22 protein-coding genes and 1 pseudogene are annotated in these 25,976 nt (G+C 62.4%); 16 read left to right on the top strand and 7 right to left on the bottom strand.

All coding sequences use genetic code 11. The features are described from left to right. Positions 1 to 52 precede the first annotated feature (52 nt). Positions 53 to 2,293: a TrmB family transcriptional regulator gene (locus ACRYA2_RS19145; protein WP_433631838.1), complete on the bottom strand. Its 2,241-nt coding sequence runs from the start codon at positions 2,291 to 2,293 to the stop codon at positions 53 to 55. A gap of 286 nt (positions 2,294 to 2,579) precedes the next feature. Continuing rightward, entirely contained in the window at positions 2,580 to 2,879 is a 300-nt protein-coding gene (locus ACRYA2_RS19140) for a hypothetical protein (protein WP_433631835.1), read from the bottom strand. 54 nt (positions 2,880 to 2,933) lie between these two features. Here ACRYA2_RS19140 and ACRYA2_RS19135 point away from each other — a divergent pair, with 54 nt between their 5' ends. The 8 genes and pseudogenes from ACRYA2_RS19135 to ACRYA2_RS19100 all read left to right on the top strand — a co-directional run bounded on the left by ACRYA2_RS19135 (position 2,934) and on the right by ACRYA2_RS19100 (position 11,179). Beyond that, positions 2,934 to 4,763 (top strand): glycoside hydrolase family 32 protein, encoded by a 1,830-nt coding sequence (locus tag ACRYA2_RS19135; RefSeq protein ID WP_433631832.1) that lies wholly within the window; start codon positions 2,934 to 2,936, stop codon positions 4,761 to 4,763. A 63-nt stretch (positions 4,764 to 4,826) separates the two neighbouring features. Further along, complete coding sequence (locus ACRYA2_RS19130) at positions 4,827 to 5,951, top strand: ABC transporter ATP-binding protein (protein ID WP_433631830.1); 1,125 nt, start codon at positions 4,827 to 4,829, stop codon at positions 5,949 to 5,951. 129 nt (positions 5,952 to 6,080) lie between these two features. After that, positions 6,081 to 7,463 carry a substrate-binding domain-containing protein gene (locus ACRYA2_RS19125; protein WP_433631827.1) on the top strand — a complete coding sequence of 461 codons (1,383 nt, stop codon included), beginning with the start codon at positions 6,081 to 6,083 and terminating at the stop codon, positions 7,461 to 7,463. A gap of 7 nt (positions 7,464 to 7,470) precedes the next feature. After that, a complete protein-coding gene (locus ACRYA2_RS19120) occupies positions 7,471 to 8,412 on the top strand; it encodes a carbohydrate ABC transporter permease (RefSeq protein WP_433631824.1) in 942 nt (313 codons plus the stop codon). Continuing rightward, entirely contained in the window at positions 8,405 to 9,301 is an 897-nt protein-coding gene (locus ACRYA2_RS19115) for a carbohydrate ABC transporter permease (protein ID WP_433631821.1), read from the top strand. The genes ACRYA2_RS19120 and ACRYA2_RS19115 overlap by 8 nt, the downstream gene beginning before the upstream one ends. A 67-nt stretch (positions 9,302 to 9,368) precedes the next feature. Then, the gene (locus tag ACRYA2_RS19110) at positions 9,369 to 9,983 is read left to right on the top strand and encodes a hypothetical protein (protein ID WP_433631819.1); all 615 of its coding nucleotides are present in this window, start codon (positions 9,369 to 9,371) and stop codon (positions 9,981 to 9,983) included. 36 nt (positions 9,984 to 10,019) lie between these two features. Beyond that, positions 10,020 to 10,235: pseudogene (locus ACRYA2_RS19105) on the top strand (gamma-glutamyltransferase); the annotation flags it as partial. A gap of 47 nt (positions 10,236 to 10,282) precedes the next feature. Then, positions 10,283 to 11,179 carry an NAD-dependent epimerase/dehydratase family protein gene (locus ACRYA2_RS19100; RefSeq protein WP_433631816.1) on the top strand — a complete coding sequence of 299 codons (897 nt, stop codon included), beginning with the start codon at positions 10,283 to 10,285 and terminating at the stop codon, positions 11,177 to 11,179. A gap of 181 nt (positions 11,180 to 11,360) precedes the next feature. Here the strand turns inward: ACRYA2_RS19100 and ACRYA2_RS19095 are convergent, their stop codons facing one another. Beyond that, the gene (locus ACRYA2_RS19095; protein WP_433631814.1) at positions 11,361 to 12,461 is read right to left on the bottom strand and encodes a nitrilase-related carbon-nitrogen hydrolase; all 1,101 of its coding nucleotides are present in this window, start codon (positions 12,459 to 12,461) and stop codon (positions 11,361 to 11,363) included. 284 nt (positions 12,462 to 12,745) lie between these two features. Here ACRYA2_RS19095 and ACRYA2_RS19090 point away from each other — a divergent pair, with 284 nt between their 5' ends. Together ACRYA2_RS19090 and ACRYA2_RS19085 are read left to right on the top strand one after the other, a co-directional pair. Continuing rightward, the gene (locus ACRYA2_RS19090; protein ID WP_433631954.1) at positions 12,746 to 13,714 is read left to right on the top strand and encodes a glycerophosphodiester phosphodiesterase; all 969 of its coding nucleotides are present in this window, start codon (positions 12,746 to 12,748) and stop codon (positions 13,712 to 13,714) included. Between the two features lie 90 nt (positions 13,715 to 13,804). Next, complete coding sequence (locus ACRYA2_RS19085) at positions 13,805 to 14,809, top strand: AI-2E family transporter (protein WP_433631812.1); 1,005 nt, start codon at positions 13,805 to 13,807, stop codon at positions 14,807 to 14,809. A 92-nt stretch (positions 14,810 to 14,901) separates the two neighbouring features. Here the strand turns inward: ACRYA2_RS19085 and ACRYA2_RS19080 are convergent, their stop codons facing one another. Further along, positions 14,902 to 16,428, bottom strand: coding sequence for a (R)-citramalate synthase (locus tag ACRYA2_RS19080; protein ID WP_433631809.1), 1,527 nt, complete (start codon positions 16,426 to 16,428; stop codon positions 14,902 to 14,904). 335 nt (positions 16,429 to 16,763) lie between these two features. Here ACRYA2_RS19080 and ACRYA2_RS19075 point away from each other — a divergent pair, with 335 nt between their 5' ends. Further along, positions 16,764 to 17,912: an acyl-CoA dehydrogenase family protein gene (locus ACRYA2_RS19075; RefSeq protein WP_433631807.1), complete on the top strand. Its 1,149-nt coding sequence runs from the start codon at positions 16,764 to 16,766 to the stop codon at positions 17,910 to 17,912. On the opposite strand, the gene ACRYA2_RS19070 is transcribed toward ACRYA2_RS19075, so the two are convergent. After that, positions 17,894 to 18,034 carry a hypothetical protein gene (locus ACRYA2_RS19070; protein ID WP_433631804.1) on the bottom strand — a complete coding sequence of 47 codons (141 nt, stop codon included), beginning with the start codon at positions 18,032 to 18,034 and terminating at the stop codon, positions 17,894 to 17,896. The genes ACRYA2_RS19075 and ACRYA2_RS19070 overlap by 19 nt on opposite strands. 75 nt (positions 18,035 to 18,109) lie before the next feature. Here ACRYA2_RS19070 and ACRYA2_RS19065 point away from each other — a divergent pair, with 75 nt between their 5' ends. Next, positions 18,110 to 18,274, top strand: coding sequence for a hypothetical protein (locus tag ACRYA2_RS19065; protein WP_433631801.1), 165 nt, complete (start codon positions 18,110 to 18,112; stop codon positions 18,272 to 18,274). A 149-nt stretch (positions 18,275 to 18,423) separates the two neighbouring features. Next, entirely contained in the window at positions 18,424 to 18,669 is a 246-nt protein-coding gene (locus tag ACRYA2_RS19060; RefSeq protein ID WP_433631798.1) for a DUF7127 family protein, read from the top strand. Between the two features lie 279 nt (positions 18,670 to 18,948). Here ACRYA2_RS19060 and ACRYA2_RS19055 read toward each other — a convergent pair whose 3' ends face one another. Together ACRYA2_RS19055 and ACRYA2_RS19050 are read right to left on the bottom strand one after the other, a co-directional pair. After that, on the bottom strand, positions 18,949 to 20,046 hold the full coding sequence (locus tag ACRYA2_RS19055) for a YihY/virulence factor BrkB family protein (protein WP_433631795.1): 1,098 nt from the start codon (positions 20,044 to 20,046) through the stop codon (positions 18,949 to 18,951). Between the two features lie 26 nt (positions 20,047 to 20,072). Continuing rightward, the gene (locus tag ACRYA2_RS19050; protein ID WP_433631792.1) at positions 20,073 to 21,461 is read right to left on the bottom strand and encodes a TIGR00341 family protein; all 1,389 of its coding nucleotides are present in this window, start codon (positions 21,459 to 21,461) and stop codon (positions 20,073 to 20,075) included. Between the two features lie 634 nt (positions 21,462 to 22,095). Here ACRYA2_RS19050 and ACRYA2_RS19045 point away from each other — a divergent pair. From ACRYA2_RS19045 to ACRYA2_RS19035, 3 genes are all read left to right on the top strand, one after another. Next, complete coding sequence (locus ACRYA2_RS19045; protein ID WP_433631791.1) at positions 22,096 to 22,668, top strand: DUF2238 domain-containing protein; 573 nt, start codon at positions 22,096 to 22,098, stop codon at positions 22,666 to 22,668. Positions 22,669 to 22,862: 194 nt separating this feature from the next. Next, complete coding sequence (locus ACRYA2_RS19040) at positions 22,863 to 25,724, top strand: bacterio-opsin activator domain-containing protein (protein WP_433631789.1); 2,862 nt, start codon at positions 22,863 to 22,865, stop codon at positions 25,722 to 25,724. Between the two features lie 82 nt (positions 25,725 to 25,806). Then, entirely contained in the window at positions 25,807 to 25,956 is a 150-nt protein-coding gene (locus ACRYA2_RS19035) for a rubrerythrin-like domain-containing protein (protein ID WP_433631786.1), read from the top strand. The last annotated feature ends 20 nt before the right edge of the window (positions 25,957 to 25,976 follow it).

The following is a 25,976-nucleotide window of genomic DNA, read 5'->3' as shown; positions in this document are numbered from 1 at the left end:
GGGGTTACGGGAGAGCAAGGAGAAAGCCCCGCCCTTCAGGGCGGGGAGGACGTCAATCACTAGTGGGGAGATGTGTTTCGTATTCGTCGAGGAAGGCGTGGAGATCCGTACCGGTCGGCGGTTCACCGTGTCGAGTAACGTATCGGGCGATGGCATGACCGAGGACGAGGGCAGGGCCGGGCGAGAGATCTTCGAGCAGTGCCAGTGCGATACCGAAGTCGAAATACTCCTCGACGATCCTGAGGTTCGTCGAGTTAGCCGAGCGTGGAGCTCTGGCGCTGACTGTAGTGTCTTCTCCGACGAGCACTGCTTCGTCGAACGTGTGGACGATGCACTGCGAGATATCCAGTTCGTCTTGGAGAGCGCTGGCGTTCGCAACGAGTGAGTTGGCGTTCGGTTGCTGGTCGAGGACGTCAAGGAGATGTTTCGTCTGGCTACGGGAGACGGTGACCGTGACAGGGACGATGTCGTCGAACGTCGAGAGCGGGTCGACGCCACGTTTGAGGACGCTCTCGGAGAGCCATTCGATGTCGGCCGGCGAGAAGTGAACTGCTCGCGGCGGTGATTCGAGGAGTGGCCAGAGGTCGGTACGGAAGCCGTCCCAGATAGATGGCAGCGACGGGGTCGACGACCAGGAGCCGACCGTGAGGATTTCGCGGTTGTCGATGTAGTTGGCGAGCGTTTCGACGCCGACTTGTGAGACGATGGTATCCCACTCGAGTGGATTCCAGTTCGGTTCCGTGAGCAGGAGGCGGCGGTCGTCGAATTCGACGTACTCGGTCGCAGTTATCGATCCAACGGTGAGCAGATCGCTCTCTGTGAACTGTGCTTCGAACTCGGGGGCGATAGGGTCGCCGAGACGCCCGATGATGGAGACGTCGTAGCCGAGGTTGTCGAAGATGGTACCGACGTGGGCAGTGTGGCCGCCGGGAGCGGTTGTTTTCCGGTGCCACTCGAGTCTGGGGGTGCGTTCGCTGGCTTCGAACTCGACGAGCGTTTCGATAAGTTCGGAGAACTGCCGGACAGGTTCGTAGTCGCCGGTTGCGGTGCGGTCGGCTACGATTTCGCGCTTGCGGTCGATGAAGGCGTCGAATCCGGCAGTGATCCGGCCGTCACCGAACGATGCCGGGAGCTGGGCGTGGCAGGCGTCAAGGTGGGTCCGTGTCTCGTTGTCGAGCGATTGACGGGAGTCGCCATTGCGATCGCGGATCGTGATCGTGCGCGCCTCGTAGTCTTCGTTGCGCGCGTGCCAGCCGCCAACCGTGACGGTGTCCTGGCCGCTCGTTGCACGTGCTTCGTCGAGCTCGACCGTGATGTACGCCGTGAGGTCGTAGTCCGTCAGATAGTAGTCGACGAGCATCCCCTGCTTGGTAACCGCGTCACCGGTCTCGGTATCGTAGCCGTCGAACTCAACCTCGAGCGAGTCGAGCGGGCGGGTTTTCGCCGCTTTCTTGACGTCTCTGAGGCAGTCGCGAATACGACTGTAGCGGACGGGGAACGTCGGCGCAGTACGGTCGTCCATTCCGTCGACTGGTCGTGTGAGTGGCCAGATCATCTCCGAAAGGAACCGGTCGAGGATGAACGCCAGTTCGGGGTTCGTGAGATAGAAGCCTTGGTGGCCCGTCGTGGTACCGTCGTCGGGTGTCGGCCAGTAGACGGCGGTCGAGCGATCCGTGGTGAGAATCAACGGTTCGCTCGACGCCATGCCGTGTACGTCGTCGGCGAGGTCCGTACAGGAGTGCTCTAGAGCGATCGTATCGTCGACGACGTGGTCGGAATCGATGTTCGAGATGACAAGTCGAATACGGACGTCGGTCGACTGTTTTTGCAACGAGTCCGTTAGTTTATCCATGGTCGTGAGTGGAGCGAGGAGAAAGATGTCTTCGTCGGCGTCTTGAATCGAGTTTCGGAGGTATTTTTCGATCGTCGGTCGACTTTTGAACAGCGTTACGCCGCTGTCAACCGGGTCGACTGTCTCGTGCAGTTCGTCCAAGTACGTCTCGGTTTGTTCCAGTCGGCGCTGGATTGGCGTGAGCGCTTCCGTCGGGTCGACGGCGTACGCCTTCTGTGGATACTCGTCGACGATTTCGACGAAGCCTTCGCCCTGGAGTTTGTCAATGATGTCGTAGACGCGCTGTTTCGGCACGTCACTCGACTCGGCTAACTCGGTCATCGTCTGTCTTCCACCCCTGACAAGTGCCAAATAGACGCTTGCTTCGTACTGGGAGAGACCAACGTTCTGCTGCAGCGTCTCGAGTAAGAGCGCCGCCTTGGCGTCTGAATCGTCGCTCATTGGTCGATGGATGTGTGTTGAGCGACAAGTGCTTTATTTTCTCCGGCACCGCCGGAGTAGCGATGGGTAGTCAAACGAGTCATCCTCATGGTTCTCCTATAGACTCACAATGGCCGTGGTGAATATTTTTATTACGGTGGGTAGATAACGAGCCTGTAGACGTGAGTAACGACAACCATACACACGATAGGAAACTCCCGACTTCCGGACCGAACACTCGCGCCCAGTCCAGAAAAACGAGCTACTCTGGCCGTATTAACGGCGGAGGTTCGCAGTGATGACCGAATCAGCGGACGAACCGACGGTAGGTATCCTCACAGACGAGCCTCCGAGCGACGAGCAGCGAGCCATCGAGGAGACACTCGCTGCGGCGGGTGTCGATACGACCATCGTGGTGCCGAACGCAGCCGGCCGGAGAGACCCGGGTTTCGTCGATGTAGACGTCGTCTGGTGGCATCGCCGAGAACAGCCCGACGGCGTTTCCCCGGGGCTCCGGGAGGAACTTCTTTCGTATCTCGAGGACGGCGGTGCGCTCGTACTCAGCCGTGGTGCCGTGGCCGCCGCCGCTGCGCTCGATATCGAACATACACCGCCAGATGGAGAGTACGATGGTACTCGACCACCGGCGACTGGGTTACTCGTGAAAGCGCTCTATCGGGATCATCCGCTCTTCGCGTCGTTCGACGACCTCCGGATCACCACAGGAATGGCGACGACTTCACCGGGTGCGACGTGGTATGAGACGTCCACGCCGCAGGACGGCGACGTGCTCGCCTCGAGCTTGGAAGGGAAGCGTGACCGTCCGTCGCGGCAGTCGGTCGTGCAGTGGCAAGTCGGCGATGGTACGGTTCTCGGAATCGGTTGTGGCGTACACTTCGACGACAGCTCAGACGATGACGCGCGAGACGTGTTCGTTTCGAATGCCATCGAGTACCTCGCGGATGGAGTACCGGACGATCCGACGCTCGGCCGGCCGAAAGGTACGGCGGAGTTCGCAGCGATGCGCGAACGAGTGTCCGATGACCGACATCGACCACGCTATCACTTCACTCCGCCGGCGAACTGGCTCAATGACCCGAACGGCGTCGTCGAGTGGAACGACCGCTACCATCTGTTCTACCAGTACAATCCAGCCGGGCCGTTCCACGGAACGATTCACTGGGGACACGCGGTGAGCGAGGATCTCTTCCGCTGGGAGGACGAACCGATCGCACTCACGCCAACGCCAGGCGGTCCCGACGCGGACGGCTGCTGGTCAGGGTGTTTCGTCGACAACGACGGTACACCGACGCTGATGTACACGGGCGGAAGTGAGCGTCATCAGCTACCGTGTCTCGCGACAAGCGACGACACTGAGCTCCGGGACTGGCAGAAATCGCCCGAGAACCCCGTCGTCGACACGCCCCCGGAAAATGAGGATCTGCTCTCAAATGCCGATTGGACCGCCGAGTTCCGTGACCACTCCATCTGGCGGTCCGAAGCAGGCGACGAAGAGGGCCCATGGCGACAGCTCATCGGATCGGGCATCGACGGTGTCGGTGGAACGGCACTCCTCTTCTCGTCCGAGGACCTCCGGGACTGGGAGTATGAGGGACCATTTCTCGTCGGTGACTGGCGTCAGACGGGCCCGATGTGGGAGTGTCCGGAGTTTCTGTCGTTTGATGGCGGCGATCTGCTGCACGTATCGGATTACTCGACGGTGTCGTACTTCCGTGGCGAATACGACGATGAACGCAAACGGTTCGAGACCGATGAGACGGGCCAGCTTGATCACGGGGTATTCTACGCGCCACAGTCGCTGACCGACGACGATGGTCGGACGATCATGTTCGGATGGCTCAGAGAGGACCGGGACGCGAGTGCCCAGTGGGATGCTGGATGGTCTGGCGCAATGTCGATTCCTCGGCGGCTCACGACGACCGATGACGGCTCGCTTTGCGTCAACCCGGTCGATGAGATCGAGCAACTCCGGGGCACCCATCATCGGATCACCGACCTCGAAGTCGCTCCAACCGACGAGGACCTCGTTACTGTCGAAGGTGACACGCTAGAGATCGACGTCGAGTTTGAACCCGGCGACGTTGCCGAAATCGGCCTCGTGTTGCGAGCGTCGCCGGACGGACGTGAGCGGACACCCGTCGTGTTTCATCCGCGCCACCGGAAGGTGTCCGTCGAGCGCGGCCAGTCGAGTCTGGACTCGTCGGTGAACACCGCCCGACAGTGGATGCCCGTCAAGTACACCGAGCGAGGCACTGTCCGCATGCGCGTGTTTCTAGACCGGTCCGTCGTCGAGGTGTTCGCGAACGAAGCGCAGTGTCTATCGAGTCGGATTTACCCCACGTTGCCTGAGAGCACGCAGGTCGATCTCGTCGCCCGAGGCGGTACCGGACGGGTGTGCTCACTCGACATCTGGGAACTCGAACTCGACCCCGGGTACGAACAGTCGCTGGCTGCACTCGAACTGTTATGAGATACGTATCACACTACAGCGGTCGCGGGAGAACGGAATGCGGTGAAGGAAGGTACGAGCGCCATGAGCACGATTAACATTGAGGACGCGTACAAGGAGTACAGCTCGGACGAAGGAACGATCGTCGCCGTCGACGAGGTCAGCATCGAGGTTGAAGATGGGGAATTCCTGACGATAGTGGGGCCGTCCGGCTCCGGCAAATCGACGCTCCTGCGAATGATCGCTGGGCTAGAAGACATCACGGATGGGACGATCAGTATCGACGACAACGTCGTGAACGACGTCGCCCCACAGCGCCGGGGCGTTGCGATGGTGTTCCAGAATTATGCCCTGTATCCACATATGTCGGTCAGGAAGAATATGTCGTACGGGCTCAAACTTACTTCCGATCTTTCGAGCGAAGAGATTCGCAAGCGGGTCGAGAAGACGGCGACGATGATGGGAATCGAAGATTTGCTCGAGAAAAAGCCGAGCAATCTCTCGGGCGGCCAGCAACAGCGAGTCGCGACTGGACGTGCCATCGTCCGTCAACCCGATGTGTTCCTCTTCGACGAGCCACTGAGCAATCTCGACGCAAAACTCCGTCTTCACATGCGGACGGAACTGCAGCGCATCCAGGAGGAACTGGAGACGACCTCGGTGTACGTCACCCACGACCAGACGGAGGCGATGACGATGTCCGATCGAATTGTGATTCTCGACCAGGGCGAGATTCAACAGGCCGGTACCCCCGAAGAAGTGTACGCGGAGCCCGCGAACCAGTTTGTCGCGGATTTCATCGGTAGTCCGTCGATGAACTTCTTCGAGGTCGGCTACGAGAATGGGACCTTCGTCAACGACGCCTTCGACTACGACCTCTCGGACGAGATCGCCATGCGAATCGAGCGCGCGGCCGAATCCGACGACCTGACGCTGGGTATTCGTCCGGAACATGTAGACGTCGCTGACGGTAAGACGGCGAATGGAATCACCACCTACCTTGACGTGCTCGAACACGAGGGAAGCGACAATTACCTCTATCTGACGAAGGGAGAGACGGAGTGGACCGTTCGCGTTCCGGGTAGCGTCCGGTACGAGGCGGGCGAATCGATCGACCTGCTGCTCCCAGAGGAGCACATCCACGTGTTCGACGGGTCGACGGGAGAGAATCTTCTCTTGCAGGAGGGTCGTCGTACGAAACCGGCGTAATCGCGAACTGCTCGATCCCGAGGTGGCGTGATAGCCCTATTCCTACTTACTAGTCTCTCTAAACGTTATTTTTTGGCATCTTCTGAATACATCCAAAGGATTAATAACGATAGTGGTTATGAACTTCGTATGCCAGAAGATGGCACAGGAGAGCGGGAGTCACGAAGCACCGGTATCGAACGGCGGCGCTTACTCAAAGGGCTTGGAGCGACCACTAGCCTCGGTGCCCTCGCGGGTTGTGCAGGCCTCACCGGCGGTGGTGGTGGTGGCGGTAGCGGGAACGGAAACGGTGGCGGGAACTCCGGTGATACTCAGATCGACTACTGGATGTATTTCGGGGCTCAGGAACAGACGGAGATGGCCAAGTTGGTCGAGGAGTTCAACTCCCAGGACAACGGGATTCACGTCAATACCCAGAGCGTCCCGTTCCCCGAGTTCCTCAACAAACTGTTCACCGCAGTCAACGCGAACAACGCGCCACACATCGCCAGCTACTACGGCTCGTACGGCCACTACCTGAAAGATGCGTGCCAACCGATCGATCAGTACCTCTCGAACGGGGCCAAAAGCAAGTACTTCGAGACTGCATGGAACAGCCTCCAAGTGGAAGGCAACACCTACGCACTTCCAATCGACATTCACGGCAAAGCTCTGTACACGAACGATGCCATTCTGAAGAAAGCTGGTGTCGACCCGGACTTCAAACAGTGGTCCGAGTTCAAGCAGGTCTGCAACACCATCAAGAGCAAGACTGACGCGAGACCGTTCTCGTTTCTCAACTGGAAAGTTGGACAGGCCGCGCTCCGGACGTATCTTATCGCGCTAATCCAGGCCGGCGGTACAGTTCTCGAAGGGAAGCCCGGTAATCAGACCGTTGCGTTCGACAACGAGACCGGGATGCAGACGGCCGAGTTAATGGCGAGCATCACCGGCGAACGTGGCTGGGACGTCCCGAAGATGCAGAGTGAATCAGCACGCATCGAGGACTTTCTCGGCAACGAACTGGCGATGTTCATCGGCGGTACGTGGTCGATCAACAACTTCGAGAACGAGTCGGGCAATCTCCCGAAAGACCTCGATTTCAGCTTCCACGAACCGTTCTTCTTCCCCGGAGACGGGGACGACATCGGCTGGGCCGAAAGCAACTCGCTGTACTTCCCCCACAACAAGAACCACACCGAGGAAGAAAGGCAGGCCGCAGTGAAGTTCGCCGAGTACGTCACTCAGAACAACACGCTGTGGGCGAAAGCCGGCGGGCACCTGCCAGCGGCGAAATCGGTTGCGACGTCGAAGGAAGTCAAGGATACGAAACTCTGGAAGGAGCACGGCACCATCTCGACGATGTACGACATGGTGAAGAACAAGAAAGTTCGCTATCAGCCCATGTCGACGGTCCATCTCAACAGTGCCAAATACTGGAGCCCGTTCGTCGACATCTACCTCGGGAACACCAGCGTGAAGAAGGGCGTGCAAAAGAGCGCGAAAACACTCGGTAATGCACTGAAAGGGTAACGGGACAATGGCCAGATCAAGCGTCGACTCCGCCTCCAGGAACGTGATCAGCGACCGCGTCACCGCTGTCCGCGAATCGGCCACGAACGTCTCGGGCCGAGAACTGATTATGGGTCTGCTGTTCGCGCTACCGTACCTGGCACTGTTCAGCGTTTTCCTCCTGTATCCGCTACTGAAGGGCCTCTACATGAGCCTCTTCGACTGGAACTATTTCCAGCCGGCCCAGTCGGAGTTCATCGGCGCCGCAAACTACGTGCGACTCCTCAACGACGCAGCGTTCTGGAACGCGTTGTTCAACACGCTCGAGTTCGTCTCCCTGACGGTCCCGCTGATCGTCGGACTCAGTCTTCTCCTCGCACTGGGACTCAACCAGCGACTTGCAGGGTCACGGCTCCTCCGGTTCGTCTACTTCAGTCCCTACGTGCTCACCGTCTCGGTGGTCGGCATCGTCTGGACCCAGATGTTCTCCCAGGACGGCGTGTTCACGGCTTACCTTGGCTGGATATTCCACGGGTCACCCCTGAATTCGGAAATGTGGGCGATGCCGGCACTGGTGTTCACGACCGTCTGGTGGCAGACCGGCTTCTACTTCGCTGTTCTCCTCGCAGCACGACAAAACGTCCCAGAACGGCTCTATCAGGCGGCGAAGCTCGACGGAGCCGGCCCCTGGCGGATGTTTCGCGACATCACTCTCCCGCACATGAAAAATGCCCTGCTGTTCGTTGTCGTCGCGTCGACTATTTTCCAGTTTCAGGTGTTCGGACAGCCATACCTCATGACGAGGGGTGGCCCAGTCGGAACGACGGAGACGCTCGTGCTCTACCTCTATCAACTCGGGTTCCAGACGCGCGAACTCGGATTCGGCGCCGCAGTCGGATACACACTGCTGGTGATTCTGATCGGCGTATCGTTACTCAACTACTACCTCGTGGGGACGAACGATGACTGACACTGACACTACCGCACCAGACACAACGTCGGCCAGAACACAATCCTGGCGTGCACAGTACGTTGACCGGCAGACACTACAGCGGGCGGCACTGTATGTCGTCATGTACGGAGTCGCCGCGCTGTTCTTCCTCCCCTACTGGCGGATGTTCCAGTTGTCGGTGACGCCGTCAGCAGTGATCGCTACGGGTGAGTTCCACTGGATTCCACCCGCGGTCTCGTTCGACATCTGGAAACGGTATCTGCTCAACGAGCCGATTCTGCTCCAGTGGACCTGGAACACGTTCGTCATCTCGGGGTTGACCACGCTGATCGTACTGGTTGTCGACTCGATGGTCGCGTTCTCGCTCACCCGGCTCGACTGGCCGGGTCAACGTGCGCTTCTGAGCGTCATCATCGCGAGCTTCATGATTCCTGCCTACGTGAATATCATTCCGCTGTTCACGCTCATTAACGATCTCGGAATGATCAACAGCTACTGGGCGATTATCCTGCCGTTCGCGGCCGGCCCGCTCGGTGTCTTCTTGTTGGTGCAGTTCTTCCGTGACATCCCGGAGGAACTGGAGGAAGCGGCACGACTCGACGGGTTCTCGGTACCGCGCATCTACGCTCAGATAATCCTCCCGTTGTCGACACCGATTCTCACGGCACTCGGACTGTTCGTGTTTATCTGGAGCTGGAATCAGTTCCTCTGGCCGCTCATCGTCCTCAACAGCGACAAGCTCTACACGCTCCCCATCGGTGTCGTAACGCTCCGTTCGGTGAACGCGTTATCTCCAAACGTCATCATGACGTCGACAGCCATCGCATCTCTGCCACTGTTCATCGTCTTCCTCCTGTTCCAGGACAAGCTCATCTCCAGTGTGCAGATGCAGGCCTCTACCGGATAATATGGTGTATTCGAATCACCCCCACGACTCGGCGGCGCCATCCGACGAAAAGAAGGACGAGGGTTCGGTGAGCGACCGCACCGACCGTGAAACGCTCCGTCGAGCTCTCGTTGACACGCCGCGGTTCGTGTACGCCAACGCCTTCCGTCTCGTGTTGATTAGCGTCGCATGGTTCTTCCTCTCGCTACCGGTCGTCACGATTGGTCCGGCTACCCTGGGCGCGTACGTCGCGATCATCGGATTGAAAAGCGACGCCAACCGAATCGATTGGAAACGCGTCGGGACGGTTCTTCGTTCGTCCGGTCTACCAGCAGCACTGCTCACCGGCGTACCGATGGCGCTTGGACTGGCCGGTCTCTCGTACGTGCTGTCCTTCGCGGCGACGCCGTCCTTGGTCGCTGAAGTCGTCGCGCTGACCGCGTTCTACGGCGCGACCTACCTCGTTCTCGTGTTCATCCCGACGTTCGTGTTCCTCGCCCGGGGCGACGACGAGATCACAGCGTTCAAACACGGCATCGCCTGGACGAGTGCTCACCCAACGCTCGTGCTCGTCACCGGACTCGTCACCCTCTGTCTGCTGGCGGTGTCGGTGGTACTCACCATCGCGTTCGTTCTGCTGTTTCCGGCGCTGGCATTTTCGTTCCAACTGGCCGTAGTCCGGACGAGTACGGCCCCGAACTGATGGACTGGGGGATGGACACTCCTTGTAGACGAGGCCGTCGCGGCACTGCGCATCTACAAGGACGCCGAGCCGGCAGTGCTGTACGAGCCGGGGGTCCCCGACGACGTCCGGGGACGGCTCCGGGACTACGGATTCCAGCTCACCGAGAGACCGACGGACCTCGGCAACGCCCAGGCCATCAGGGTGACCGAAGACGGCCGCTACGTCGGCGTTGCCGACGGACGGCGCGACGGTGCCGTCGTCGGGCTCTGACGGGCGCGGGCCGGGGCGCTTTAGGGTCGCGAGGAGCCATACGGACCATGACCGAGACGGTCGCTGTCACCGGAGGAAACGGCCGCGTCGGGCGGAGCGTCCTCGCCCACCTGAACGAGGAAGGCTACCGAACCGTCGACCTCTCTCGGGGCAAGCGAGAGGAGGAGCGCGCCGACGTCTACTTCACGACCGACCTCCTGGAGGCGGGCGAGGTCTACGGCTCGCTGGCGAAGAGCGACGCCGACGCGGTCGTGCATCTCGGGATGATTCCGACGCCGGACGCGACGCCGGGGTATCGGACCTACGAGAGCAACGTCATGTCCAGCTACCACGTGCTGGAGGCCGCGGGAGCGCTCGGAATCGACACCGTGACGCTGGCGTCGAGTTTCAGCGCCATCGGTGGCGGATTCGAGCCCGAGACCGTCACGGTGGACTACCTGCCCGTCGACGAAAACCACCGCCTCACGCCGTCGAACCCCTACGGAGTGGGGAAACAGACGCTCGAAATCGCCGCGGACGGGTTCGCCCGTCGCACCGACGACCGGCCGCGGACCATCACCTCCCTGCGGTTTCCGTGGGTCGTCGACGACGACCTGGCCCGCGAGACGTTCGTCGAGGCCGACCGTACCCTGGCGGGGATGCGCGAGTCGGCCCACTTCCACACCCAGCGCAACACGCTGTTCACCTACGTCCACGCGTCGGACGCGGTCGACCTGGTGCGCCGGACCGTCGAGGCCGACTTCGACGGACACGAGCGCGTCTGGGTGTCGGCACCCGACACGAGCGCCGAGACCCCCAGCCGGGAGATCGCCGCGGAGGTCTTCCCGGACGTCGAAATTCACGGCAGTCTCGAAGCGCACGACTACGCGCCGCTGGTCGACACCGCGAAGGCGGAGGAGCTGTTCGACTGGGACCCCGAGTGGAGCTGGCGTCGTCTGTCCTGACCGTTTTTCCGCCGGCGAAACACGCGACGAGTTTCTCGAAGGACGTCTCCACGCACGTCTGTCGAGGACTCACCCGTCTACGCCGCGAAACGCGTAGCGGGAGCGCCGTCCATTCTCCTCCTGGGATTCCAGGGGCGAGGTGCTAGATTTCACCGCCCCTGCCGGGAGAGCGGGACCTGGACTACTCGGACGACTCGTCTTCGCGCTCGTGGTACGGCGGCACCCAGATGTCCCGGTCGACCATCTCGTCGATGCGCGCCTGCGTCACCTCCTCGGCGTACTCGTCGTGGTGCGGCGGCTGCTCTTCGAGATACCGGTTCTTCGGGTAGAGCTCCCGGTCGTACACGACCTGACAGAGTTCGGTGCGGAGGTCTTTCAGCCAGTTCGTGAGCGGCGAACTCGTCCGGTACTCGCGGAGGCCCTCGACGTCTATCGGCGCACCGACGTACGAGGAGCCGGCGCCGTAGTCGTGTTCCGCGACGACGTCGCCCCTGTAGTCGACGACCATCGATCCGCCGCCGAACGTGTCGACGGGCGTCTCCTCGTCCGGCGTCAGATAGTAGGTGCCGAGGTTCGGAGCGACGACGTAGGCGGTGTTGTCGAGTGCGCGGGCGCGGTTCTGGACGCGCCACCCGTCGTTGGCCACGAGCGGTTCCGGACAGGAGATGCGACAGACGATCTCCGCGCCGTTCATCGCGAGACCGCGGACGTACTCGGGGTACGCACCCTCGATTGCCAGCGAGATGCCGATGCGGCCGATGTCGGTGTCCGCGACCGGGAAGAACGCGTCGAGGTCGTCCCCGTGTTCGTCGACCCACGCGTCCCACACGTCATGCGGACTCACCGACCGCTCGACGGGCAACAGCGGCGTCACCTTCCGGTGCTTCATGACGAGCCCGTCGTCGGGACTGATAACGAACGCAGTGTTGAAGAACTTGTTCGGGAACTTCGAACCCGCTCGCTCCTTCGCCGACGCGACGATGTACGTCTCGAACTCCTTCGCGTACTCACAGAGCGTGTCCGTCTCGTCGCCGGGGACGTCGATGGCGATCTCGTCCGCGTACGTCGCGTGGTCCATGTCGAAGACCTCGTCGGTGAACCCCTGCAGCGCGCCCTCGGGGACGACCGCGAGCTTCACCGGCAGTTCCAGGCTGCTGAGCCAGGTCGCCGCCTTGAGGTTGTCGTGGATGTGGTCGAGGTTCTTCTGGATGTCGCTGCGCTCCGTCGCGCCCCAGACGGTCGGCGAGAGACCGACCGCCGCGTACTGTTCTATCTTGGCCATGCAGGAACAGATACGACCATGACATGGCATGACTTAACGTTAGCGTCGACTCCCGACGAACGAACCGCCCTCCCCTGAATCCGCCGCGTCCGAACTACTCCGGAGAGCAACGTAGCTCGCACCCTCGTACGGCGATGTATATAGGATGTATTTGTATATTTTAATTATCTATATAGAAAATACAAAGACATTAGTCGGCGCGAAGAGGAGCGTCAGTCGTAATGCCCGAACATGACAACGGTCACGGAGCCCAGAACCCAGTCGAAACTCCCGACGCGGCCAGCATGAAGCGGCGGACGTTCGTCGCCGGCGCAGGTGCAGCGGCCGTCGGCGCGACGTTCGACGCCGGCACCGCGGACGCCCGGGAGAAGTCCGGCGGGGCGGCCCACGACCGGAACGACGCTAGTCCGGCGATCATCGCCCACCGCGGGTACGCCGGCATCTACCCGGAGAACACGGTCGGCGCGGTCGCCGCCGCTTCCCGAGGGGGACAGAGCGACGACGCGGCGACGCGCGGTGCGGACATGATAGAAATCGACGTGGTTCCCACCGGTGACGGCGACGTGGTGGTGTTCCACGACTCCAGGCTCTCAGAGCGCGACGGCGGGGAGCGTGGGCTCACCGACGAGAGCGGCGTCGTCTGGGAGACGTCCACCGACGTCGTCACGAGCGCCGAGGTTCTCCGGAGCGGCGAGACCGTCCCCCTCCTGACCGATGTGCTGGACGCGATTCCGCCGAGCGTCGGCGTCAACGTCGAGTTCAAGAATCCCGGCTCGTTCGACCTCGAATTCGCGTCGAAACTGTCCGGAGAGACCCTCGAAGCACAGAAAGATATCTGGCGACCGTTCACCGAGGACGTACTCGCCATCGTCGACGACTACGAGAACGATGTCCTCGTGTCGTCGTTCTACGAGGCGGCCCTCGCCACCGTGCGCGAGCAGTCTACCCTTCCGGTCGCGCCGCTGCTCTGGGACTCGATCACCGACGGCCTCGACATCGCCCGGACGTACGACGCCGAGGCAATTCACCCGCCATACAACATGATCCAGGACACGCCGTTCTACGCCGACTCCTACTACACCGAGGGCTCCAACTGGGCGGACGTCGACCTCCTCGCGGTCGCTCACGAGGAGGGGCGAGACGTGAACGTCTACACGCTCGGCACGTGGTTCCAGGCCGAGCGGCTCGCGGCAGCCGGCGTCGACGGTCTCATCGCGGACTATCCGGGACTCCTCGGCTTCGGCACGCAATAGTTCCTTCCCGACGGACGCTTCGGAGAGACGGCAGCACCGTTCGGCTCTCCCCCACAACGCCTTCGTCCGTTCGAGGGCACGTGTTCGCGCATGGACGCTCGAACGACGTTCGCGTGGATACTGGTGGCCGTACTGGCGGTGATCACCTGGCTCCTGGTGCAACCGTTCCTCTCGTGGTTACTCGCGACCGGACTCCTCGCGTTCGTCTGCTTTCCCCTCCACCGACGGTTCGAGGACCGCATCGGACCACGTCTCTCCGCGGGACTGCTGTCCGTCCTCGTCGTGCTCGTCGTCGTCGTTCCCCTGGCGCTCGGCGTGAACGCGGCACTGGAGCAAGGGACCGCTCTCCTGGAGGGCGTCTCCCAGGCGAGGATACTCCGGCAACTGGAGCGCTTTCTCGGACGATACGCGGGCATCTCCGTCCCCGTTCAGTCGTACGCAGAGCAGGGGGTCGAACGGCTGGGGGACTACGTGAGCGGTCGCGCATCGACCATTCTCAGCGCCGGGCTCCACGCTTTCATCGGATTCCTGCTGCTGGTGTTCGTCTTTTACTACCTCCTCAAGGACGGCCACCTGTTCGTCCGGTGGCTGCGGGAGATGACGCCACTCGAACCGGCCGTGCGCGACGAACTGTTCACGTCGGCGAACCACATGGTCTGGGCCGTCCTCAAGGGTCACATCCTCGTCGCGATAGTCCAGGGGCTCGTCGCGGGCGTCAGCCTGTTCCTCACCGGCGTCCCCGAGGCCCCGCTCCTCACCCTCGCGATGATGGTTCTCGCTATCGTCCCCGTCATCGGCGTCGCACCGGTTCTCGGCGGTGCGGTCGTCTACCTCTTCTCGAACGGCCAGGTGCTGTCTGCGGCGTTCGTCGTCGTCTGGGGGATGACGTCCGTCGCCGTCACGGACGACTACCTCCGAGCGCTGATAATCGACCGGGAGTCGGAGATGCACTCGGCGGTCATCTTCGTCGGCGTCGTCGGCGGGACGTATCTCCTCGGAGCGATGGGGTTGTTCGTCGGACCGATTCTCATCGGCCTCTTCAAGACGTGCGTCGAAGTGGTAGGAGGGTACTACGGTGTCGTTCATCGCCCGTGACGGCCGGCGGGAGGTCCGTCGTCACCGTCTTCGACGGCGACTCCTCGCCTCACCGAGCCGGCGGGCGGCGGGCCCTGCGAGGTGGGGCGCGCTCACGCGACGGTAGCCGGGTTCGGGTCGTCCGCGAGCAGGCGATCGAACGCGTCGAGCATCGCCTCGACGCTGGCACGGGTGATGTCGGCGTCGCTCGCCTCCATGGTCACCGACCGGTCGCCGCGGGACACTTCGACCGCGACGGTGACGAGCGCGTCCGTTCCGCCAGTGATGGCGTCGACGTGGTAGGATTCGAGCGTCGCGTCGATGTCGAGCGCTTTCCTGGTGGCGGTGATGGCGGCGTCGACGGGGCCGCTCCCGACCCCGCTGGCCACGCGCTCGTCTCCATCGACGGTCAGTCGAACGCTCGCGGTCGGCGTCGTGCCGCCACTCGTGGCGGTGAGGTCCCGCAGTTCGACGCGTCGGTCGCGCTCGCGACCCCGTACTTCGTCGGCGATGGCGAGCAAGTCCGTGTCCGTGATGCGTCTGCCTCTGTCGCTGATCGCTTTTATCTGGTCGACGATGGCGCCGAGTTCGTCGTCGTCGACATCGACGCCATGTTCGTCGAGCGCGGCGCGCACGCCGGCCCGCCCGGCGTGCTTTCCGAGGACCAGCCGTCGCTCGCGACCCACGGTCTCCGGCGGGTACGGTTCGTACATCGCGTCGTCCTTGAGCGTGCCGTCGGTGTGGATGCCCGACTCGTGCGTGAACGCGTTCTCGCCGACGACAGCCTTGTTCGGCGCGAGCGGGACGCCGGTCGTCGTCGCAACCGTCTGTGCGAGGTCGTAGAGTCGTTCGGTGTCGACCGTCTCGACGTCGTAGCCGTGGGCGAGCGCTATCGCGACCTCTTCGAGCGCGACGTTGCCTGCGCGCTCGCCGATGCCGTTCACGGTCGCGTGAACGAGGTCCGCCCCGGCCGCGACGCTCACGAGCGCGTTCGTGACCGCGAGTCCCAGGTCGTCGTGGGTGTGGGTGCTCGTCGGCCCGAGCGCGGCGAGTCGGGAGACGGCGTCGAGGGTGCGGTCGGGGGTCGCGTGGCCGACCGTATCGCAGTAGCAGATGCGGTCGGCACCGGCGTCGAGGGCGGCATCCATCAGTCGCTCGAGGAAGTCGAGGTCGGCACGGGAGCCGTCCTCGCCGAGCACCTCCAGCCAGAGACCGTGGTCTTTGGCGTACTCGGCGAGTTCGACGGTGGTCTCGACGACCTCGTCGCGGGTGGTACCGACCTTGCCCTCGATGTGTCTGTCGCTCGCTGGGACGACGAGGTTGACGCCGTCGACGCCACAGTCGAGGGCTAGGTCGACGTCTCGTTCGACGCCGCGGGCGAAACTGGTCACCGTCGCATCGAGGCCGAGGTCAGCGACGCGGGTAATCGTCTCTCGTTCGCCCGCGCCCGTACACGCGCTGCCGGCCTCGACGACGCTGACGCCGGCGGTGTCGAGCTTCCGGGCGATGTCGGCCTTCTCCGCCGGCGTCAGCGAAACGCCGGGCGCCTGTTCGCCGTCGCGGAGAGTCGTGTCGAGGAACTGTACGTCAGAATCGGAGAGGGGAGTTGTTTCGGGGGAACCCCCGAATAAATCGACCACTGGTCATGATATCCATCCGAGCGTGGGAGCCGCAAGCATATAACCCAACTGTGTCTGGCAGATATTGCGTGTCAATGACAGCGGACGATACCGTGAGGTTGCGGTCGTCGGTGGCGTCCTCCCCCTGCTGGTGCTGGCTCCGGCCTCACCCCGCCGTCCCCTTCCGAACTTTGAACATTGCACGAATCGCACGATTCGTAGCGCGATTCGTCGGTCCGACCCGTCCATTACTGGAGACCTCCTACGCATCGTGAGATTCGCACGATTCGGAGACTCGCCGAAACGAGCGGGTCCGCCGACAGCACCGTTTAGTGATTGTGGGACGGAGGTGTCGCATGGAACTGCTGGACGACTCCATCGTCCCCGAGGAGGCCCGTGCAGTGAAAGCGGACGCCCGCGAGTTCGCCGCCGAGTACATCGCACCGAACGCCGAGGAGTACTTCCGGAGTGGCAACTACCCGTGGGACGTCCTCGAAGCGGGTCAGGAGGCAGGGCTGGTCGCCCAGGACCTCGGCTCCAAGGTGGGCGGTCGCGGGCTGAGTCTGGAGCAGACGCTCGCTATCGCGGAGGAGTTCTTTCGGGCGGACGCCGGCATCGCGCTCACGCTCCAGTTGGCGAGCTTCGGCGGTGAAATCGTCGAGAAGTACGGGAGCGAGGAGCAGAAAGAGGAGTATCTCCGTCCGGTCGCCGAGTGCGAACAGATCACCGGTCTCGCCGTGTCCGAGCCCGACACCGGCAGCGACCTGGCCGGAATGAGTACGCGAGCCGAGCGGGACGGCGACGAATGGGTGCTCGACGGCGAGAAGTACTGGATCGGCAACGCCGTCGAAGCCGACTGGCTGACCCTCTACGCGAAGACGGACGACTCCGACGACCGGTACTCGAACTACTCGATGTTCATCGTCCCCACGGACGCTGACGGCTACGAGGCCGAACACGTCCCCGAGAAGATGGGGTTCCGCGCGTCGAAGCAGGGCCACATCGTCCTCGACGACTGCCGCATCCCCCAGGAGAACCTCGTCGGAACGGAAGGCACCGGATTCTACATGCTCGCCGAGTTCTTCAACCACGGCCGGGTTATCGTCGGCGGTCACGGGCTGGGTCTCGCGGCGGCGGCCATCGAGGAGGCCTGGGAGTTCGTCCACGACCGCGAGGCGTTCGGCCGCGACGTCAGCGAGTTCCAGGCCGTCCAGCACGACCTCGCGGACATGCTCGTCGAGTTCGAACGTGCACGAGCGCTCAACTGGCGAGCCGCCAAGAAGGTCGCCGACGGGGACGACGCTGGCTACTGGGCCGCCCTCGCCAAGACGACCGCCACCGAGGCTGCCGTCGAGTGCGCCGAACGGGGGATGCAACTCCACGGCGGACGTTCGATTCTCACCGACCGCCGCATCGCACGGGTCTACCGCGACGTCCGCGTCCCCGTCATCTACGAGGGTGCGAACGCCGTCCAGCGCAATCTCATCTACCGCCAGCGACCGTAGCGCCCGCGACGCCGGGAGGACGCCGTCACCCGGCCGACGACCGACTCCTCGCCGCCGTCTCCGGAACGGAAGTGTGGCCGGAGCGCCGACAGCCGGTGGCGGTCTCGTCTCGCTCCCCGCATCGTTCGCGCGTCGTCGGGAACGTGATAACCGTCGGCAGCGGGTGGTTTATTCTGCTCCGTCGATAACTATCGCGTATGTCACCGACGACCTACACATGCACCTGTGGGGCCGTCCTCCAGTTCAAACAGGACCTCACAAGGGAACAGGCAGAGGTCTATCCGACCTGGAAGTGCAAACACTGCGGGACGCCGGTTCCCGGCACGGTGGCCGAGCAGATCAAACACCAACACCCCTCCTGAGCGTTCCGTGTCGGGCGTCGGCGACTGCTCACCGGCGGCCTCGAAGCCCTCTTCACCGGGTCCACGACGCCCCACTGGGCCGTCGTCCGACAGGCGGCGTTTCGTTCCGCGGGCGTGGGACTTACCCGTCTGAGACGCCAAAACGGAGCGTGGAAGTACCACGTTCGCTCGAAACCATGGCCGGCCTGAAGGAGGCCGTCACGACGACCCACCGCGACTACGAGGGCGGCGGCGTCATCGCTGTCGACTTCGGTCCGGCTGCCGGAGAGCCGGCAGTCGACGTCGTCGGGGAGACGGCGATCGTCGTTCTGGACGACGACCAGTTCGAGTTCGAAATCCCCGGCACTGCGAGCGTCGTCGACGTCAACAACGGCGTTCTCACCCTCGCCGAGTGAGTCGTTCATAGCGCATCGCAACCCAGCTTAAATCCGTTCGTGTCGTTCTTTGGTCTCTCCGAAGCGTTTCTGACCTTACGACGAGGAGCGGTATGAGGTCGCGCTCCCCGAGAAACGCGATCGTTCTCCGAATTAGGATTGAATCATCTCCCCGCACCGTCACTGTCGACATCTGAACGACGACACGTTTGTCGCTTACATCGCGTCGACCAAATCAACAAGTCCAGCGGACAAGCGTCGGCCGCTGGACCTCTGAGCTCCCGAAGTCCAAATCCCCCATCAGATATTTTTCAATACGTCTCTTAGGTCGTCCTGCCATTCGCCACGCCGTCCCTGCGGCGACCAGTAGAACTCGACCCCGACGAGACTGCTTCCGTGAAGCACTCCCGATTCGCCTGTGTCGACGTGGAAGATGTCCGGAGAGGGAATCACCACGTCATCGCCGTCGACGTCCAACACGATACGTTCGACGTTGAGGGTACTGTCGTCGAGTTTATCGAGTGTGGCGAGGAGCTCCTCAGCGTCAGATTCGGGGACTTGCTCCTTGAACGGTACTCCGGTGGTGAGCGGCCGAACGTTCACGTTCTCGCTTCGGTTGGCGGTGACGGCGTTCACCACGGCGCCGAGCAGGACGACGACACCGCTGAGGTAGAGCCACGTGAGGAGTAGGAGAAACGCCGCGACGATGCTCTGGTTGGGCGATTTACTGCTGAAGGTGATGTAGATGTGAAACAGCGACTCGAGCACCGTCACTCCGACGGTTGCGATTAGCACGCCGGGGAGAATTTCGGGGATACTGAGGTCGTCCACGTCGGGGAAGACGTAGTACATCGGGAGGAACATGAGCGCCAGGCCGCCGACGAGCACCAGCCGCCGGAGCGTCCAGTCGAACCCTCCGGCCGGAAGCATGGAGGTCTTCCATTCGACGACGATGGTGACCACGATGATGGCGGTGACCGTGGCGAGTACGACCAGACCGTCGACGAACTGGTCGAAGAGCGTGTTTCGCGCCTGGGACGCGTAGATGTCGGAGAACGCCGTGTCCAGTCCTCGAAAGATTCGCATGGTTCCCCAAAACAGGAAGCCGACGCTGACTATCGAAATTCCGGGTGAGGCGCTCGCCCGTCGTAGTTCGTCGACCAGCACCTCGCTCGCGCCAGGGGTGAGCATCGTCTGCGCGAGTTGCATGAACGCCTGCTTTAGCGAGAGGTTCCCGACCGCTGAAATCACCGCGAGCAAAAGGAGCAACAGAGGGAACAGGGAAATAAACGCGTGATAGGCGATGCTGGCGGCCATAAACGTGACATTTTCTGCCCGGGCTTCGTACGCGATGGATTTGACCAGCGTCACTGCGCGTTGCGTTCGAGTTGAAAACATTGTGTTCTTGGGAGTCGGAGAGTACGTTAGGTGGTACTGTTCGCCAACCACCGTTTCTCCTTCTCCATCGGCTGTTTGCGGTGGGCTTTCGAGGTGTCTTGCTTACGGGTATTCATCGTGACGGAGACGGTGACGGGGATTCCTGCATCGTCCATAATCTCCTTCTGGATCTGGGTGGCCAACTTTGGATACGGGGTCCCGTTCTGTTCACCGATGACGACATTGACGCGAGTCGGTGCGTCACGTCCCATGTCGAGGTAATCCTTTTCGACGGTGACTTTCATCAGTTGAACACCATTGTACTTATTCTGTTCGAGAACGTCGTCAATCGCCGACTTGGCAGTCTGTTCGTAGGTGACTTGCTGAGTGAACGCGGCACCGCCAGTGCTCATCGCACCGATCAAGAGGAGTATCGCGACCACGGAGCCGGTGTATCGTTTCATCGTCTGAAGCGAGTCTTGCGGATTACCGACCCACTCGATGGGATTCTCCTCCCAGCCTTTCGGCCGGTAGCCCATCAGCCAGAGGACGAACGGACCGGCTATATTGATCGTGACGAGGTTGATGACCAACAGCACCGTTGCACCGAGCGCGACGCGGGGGTAGTTCCAGGCGATACCGAGCCCAGCCGTCGCGGCTGCCGGGATGAGCGCTGCTGAGACCATGACGCCTACGAGTGCTCCCGAGGGACTGTCGTGAGTGGCCAGGCTTACCACGGCTGCGGCACCGGCCGCAAAGCCGACCACGATCGCGAGTGGCCCCGGCGACGTTCGGCCACCGATTTGAGCTATCGTCGCGATATTGAGGGTGGGTGTCACGAGCATCGACGAGCGAAGCAGTGTCGCGAACGCGGTCGCCCCCACGAGTCCGAGTCCGAGCCCTGCGATCTGTTCTAAGAACCCGCTGACAATCATCTCACGTTCGTTGGTGACGATACCGACCGACGCCATTAACGCCGCACCGAGCTGTGGGGCGACCACCATCGAACCCACGACGACGGCGGGCGAGTTCAACAGGAGACCAGACGTCGCGACGATGACGCCCAGTAGCGTCATCAGGTAGTAGGTGAAACTACTCGAAGTCGAGTCGCGGGCCCGTGCAATTAGTTCCTCGCGGGAGATGTAGTTGCTCTTCTTCTCGCCTTTGACGAATCGTTCGATAATACTGTCGACGTTTTTCGTCTTCGCAACCTCGGCGTGGAGGTTGACGCGATATTCATCGTCGACTCCGACGCCAGCCTCGCGAAGTTCGTCGAGTACGTACTCGACCGCTTGTCTGGGAATCGGAAATTCGATTAGATTCTCTCCGCTCTCGTCCTGGATGTCGGTGATTCTGTAGTCGATTCCTTCGTCGTTCAGAGTCTGCTTAGCCGTATCAATTTTGTTGTCAGATACTTCAATTTGGATGACGCGCATTGTGATATCGATTTATCGGAGGGTTTGGCCACGGCCGTGGAGCGATTTCCACTTAGTAACAGGGCCAGGTCCGCACTACGCCCTCTTTCGGTTGCTTCGTTATTTTCCCGACAAGAGTCTCGAAACCGAGTCTCCCGTTCGCTGAGTCCGCGCATTACTTTACGGGGAGGTTCGCGTGTTACTTTTCTGGAGAGTCGACTACGTTCTATCCTCATGGCTATCCCTCAACGCAAGTTGCCGTTTTAACCCCCGCCCGGTTAAACCTTATTCAACTTTTCAATCGTTAGTCCATTCGGAATTCATTATAAGTTCTAGAAACACGTCAGAGCGACGTTAGAAATACGATGGAGGTATACGAAGTCGGTTAACCGAACGGGAAGCCGCACTCGCCCCGCTTCTTGGCATCGAGAGTCAATTGGTGGTCTTCACCCAAACCCTGCAAAACGAAAGGCACACGATTTCAGGTGTCGGTTTAGCACCTACCGAATCCGCAGTACGACGTTTCGTTACATATCCATGGAGGAGTTCGGTCTCGTCACCGTCGACACTCGATGACGTTGCGACTAGTGCTCTGGTTGGCAGAAACGGGAATCTATTTCCCGGACGGCTCCCTTACGACTGGTGACCTAGACCCGTGACGGTAACCACCCAGACGTCGATAGTGCAGGAGACCGAACGTGGAATCAGGTACGGGATTTTCGCCGTGTTCGTCGTCGGGCTCCGTCGACGGAACGCGGGCGCGGTCGTGAACGCCGTGCTCGCGCTGGCGGCCACGTACCTCCCCGGTATCGTCGAACGGCGGTATGACGTCGCGCTCCAGCCCTGGCAACGCGTGTACACGCAGTCGGCGATGCTCACGCACGCCGTCGGGATGCTCGGCCCGTACGACGACACGTGGTGGTGGGACCACCTCACCCACACGCACTCGGCGACCCTCCTCGGCGGGCTCGTCCACGTCGCCGCCCGCCGCCGCGGCCGCGACCCGCAGCCCCGCGTCGTCGCTTCCGTCCTCGGCGTCGGCGTCCTCTGGGAACTCATGGAGTACGTGATTCACGGGGTCGCGCGGCGACTCAACCTCGAACCCATCCTCCTTCCCTACGGTGCGGTGGACACCGCTCTGGACCTCCTTTTCGACCTCCTCGGCGCACTCCTCGTGCTCGCGTTCGGCGACGACCTCCTCCGGAATCTCGTCCGGTCGTCCGATTGAACTACGGGCCACGTCGCCTCGCTTTCCGGGAACGTCGACGACAAACGCATCCGTCCGAGCGAGGGAGTCGCCCGTGCTGGCACGGAGCCGACCGCGGACAAAGGGTGGAGGTGGCCGACGAGACGGTACTGGTCACCGCGTACCGGCACGGGTGAGACGTGAATTTTATCGCAGCGAAGGCCAAAGCCGTCCCGATGGACAGGACGCCGCTCCCCCGTACGTCCGTGGGCGACATCGAGATTATCCTCGTGGGACCGGACGCGTGGCAGCAGACCGTCCGCCCGGCCCTCGCCGGTTCGGCGACCGTCGTTACGGAGTCCGTGCGAACCGGCGAGCAGGTGATCGCGGCGGTGACCGACAAGACGAGGACGGTCGACTGCGTCATCAGCGCCGAGCGCCTCGACGACGGCACGGGACTCGACCTGCTGCAGGCGATGCGAGCGCGGGCGATCCCAACCGCGTTCGTCCTGGCGCCGAGAGAGAGCAGCGAGTCGCTGGCTCGCCGAGCGATCGAGCGAGACGTTGCCGACTACGTCCCGGTCGACACGAGTCCGGACGACCTGCAGCGACGATGCCGGCAGGCAGTGCAGCGACGGCGAGCAGAGCGACGCCGGAGCGCCGAAGCGAGTCAGTTCGAGGCGTTCTTCACGGACCCGTCTCGGTTCGTGGCGGTTCTGGACCCGGACGGCACCGTCAGGCGCGTGAACGACGCCGGACTGCGGTATCTCGGTCTCTCCGAGCAGGCTGTGCTCGGGAAACGGTTCTGGGCGCTCCCGTGGGCCGACAGCCACACGTCGCGCCGGCAGGTTCAGCGGGCGGTCCGGGACGGCAGAGTCGGCACGTACACCGAGTTCGAGGCCGGTCTCGCCGGTGACGAAGCGAAGTTCGAGTTCACGGTTCGCCCCGTCGGCGACGGAGACGTCTCCTCGCTCGTCGTCGAAGGACACGACCTCGAAGAACGCGCCCGTCTCGAGGAAGAGCTCCGGGAGTCCGAGGAGCTCCACCGCGTCACGCTGAACAACATGACGGACACGGTTCTCATCACCGACGACCAGGGCGAGTTCACGTACGTGTGTCCGAACGTACACTTCATCTTCGGCTACAGCGTCGAGGAGATCTACGAGTTCGGAACGATCGACGCGCTCCTGGGAGAGGACCTCTTCGACAGAGCGACCCTGGAGTCCGAGAGCGTGCTCACCAACATCGAGTGCACGGCGACCGACAAGGACGGCCGCGACCACACGCTGTTGGTCAACGTCCGCACGGTCTCGATCCAGGGCGGGACGACGCTGTACAGCTGTCGCGATATCACGAAGCGGAAGAAGCGGGAGGAAGCGCTCACGCAACTCCACCAGACGAGTCGCGACCTGCTCTACGCGGAGACGTATCCCGAGATCGCCGACCGGGTCGTGACGGACGCGAAATCGATTCTGCCGACGGCGGCGACGGCAGTTTACCAGTTCGACCGGGAGGAGAACGTCCTCGCCCCGACGCGGGTGGCCGAAGAACTCGCGTCGCTTCTCGGAACTCTCCCGGCGGTGAGTCTCGACCAGATCAACGCCGTCGAGCGGGCTTTCGTCGGGGAGGAGACCCAGCGCCCTGCCGACGCGACGTGGGACGATCAGGGACTGTCGCCTCTGTCGGGGCTCGACGATTACATCGCCGTCCCGCTCGGCGGGCACGGCGTCTTCGTGGCCGCGGCGGCGAATGCAGACGTCTTCGACGCGGTGAGCGAGGAGATCACGGAACTGCTGGCGGCGACGACGGAGGCGGCCTTCGACCGGGTGGAGCGTGAAACGGAGCTCAGAGAACGCGACAGGGCGCTTCAGGAGCAGAACCGCCGCCTCTCGCGACTGAACCGGGTCAACGAGTTCATCCGCGAGATCGACCAGGCGCTCGTCAGGGCGGAGACGCGCACGACCATCGAGGAGGCGGTCTGCCAGCAGTTGACGACCGACGATCGGTTCTCGTTCGCCTGGGTCAGCGAGACGACGGCGTCGAACGGGACGCTCCAGGCGCGCACCTGGGCCGGCGACGAACAGAGGTATCTCGACAGCGTGTCCCTGACCCGCGACGCCGACCCGGACGGCGGAGAGCCGACCGTCCGCGCCGCTGAGCGGCGAGAGGCGACGTACGTTTCGAACGTCGCCGACCACCTCAGGACCGAAGAGTGGTGCAAGGAGGCGGTGTCGCGTGGCTTCCAGTCCGTGTTCGCGATTCCGCTGGTGTACGACGACGTGCTGTTCGGTACAGTCGGAGTCTACGCCGGTCGACCGGACGCGTTCGACGAGATGTCGAGGTCGGTTCTTCGCGAACTCGGCAACACAGTCGCTTCGGCGATCAACGCCGTGCAACGCAAGGAAGCGCTCCAGAGCGACACCGTGGTCGAACTTGAGTACACGATACCGGGGTCGAGCACCGTCCTCGGCCGTCTCGCCGACGCGGCGAACTCCTCGATTACGGTCGAAGGCAGCGTCAGACGCGACGACGAAACGACGCTCGTGTTCGCTCGCGTCGACGACGGCGCGGTCGAAGCGGTCGTCGACGCCGCAGCGGAACTCGTCGGCGTGTCCGGTGCGAACGTGCTCCAGTCGACGGACGACGGAGGACTCGTCGGTCTCCGGGTCCTGGACCCCTTCGTCACGACGGTCCTGGCCGACCACGGAGCGGTGTTGCGATACTTCGAGGCGACGCCGAGGGACGTCCGTGCGACCATCGCCGTTCCCGAGTCGGTGCCGATTCGGTCGATCGACGAGGTCATCACGAATCTCTACGCCGCCGCAGAGTTGGTCGCACAGCGCACCGAGCCGCAGACGCCGGGGAGGGCGTCCCTCTCGGACGACGTGCTCGAAGAACTCACCGACCGACAGCGAGAGGTCGCGCGAATGGCGTATCACAGCGGTTTCTTCGATGCAGACCGGGACGTGACCGGACGGGACGTCGCGGCCATGCTCGACATCTCTCACACGGCGTTCTACGACCACGTTCGCCGGATTCAGCGGAAACTGTTCGTCTCGCTGTTCGAACGGCCCTCGACTCCCGGCGGTGTTGAATAGTAAACCGTGACTCTCTGTCTCCCTGTTTACTATTCAACTGGGGTTCCCATGTGCCGGCGGCGATATAGCAAAAATTGCTACCGTGAGTTACCAGGACTGCGGACACGACAGCGACGGTGCGTACGAGTACGAGTGTCTCCACTGCGGCACGATAGCGACCGCCACTAGCCACCCTGGCAGTTGCCCTGAGTGTGGAGAGGCGGTTCGCAATCGAGGGATGCCCTGCGAATAACTCGTCGAAGCATCAGGACA

This window comes from Halomicrococcus pelagicus, assembly GCF_050954125.1.
Note: the sequence above shows the minus strand (reverse complement) of the source record. Positions and strands in the feature narration are given on the sequence as shown.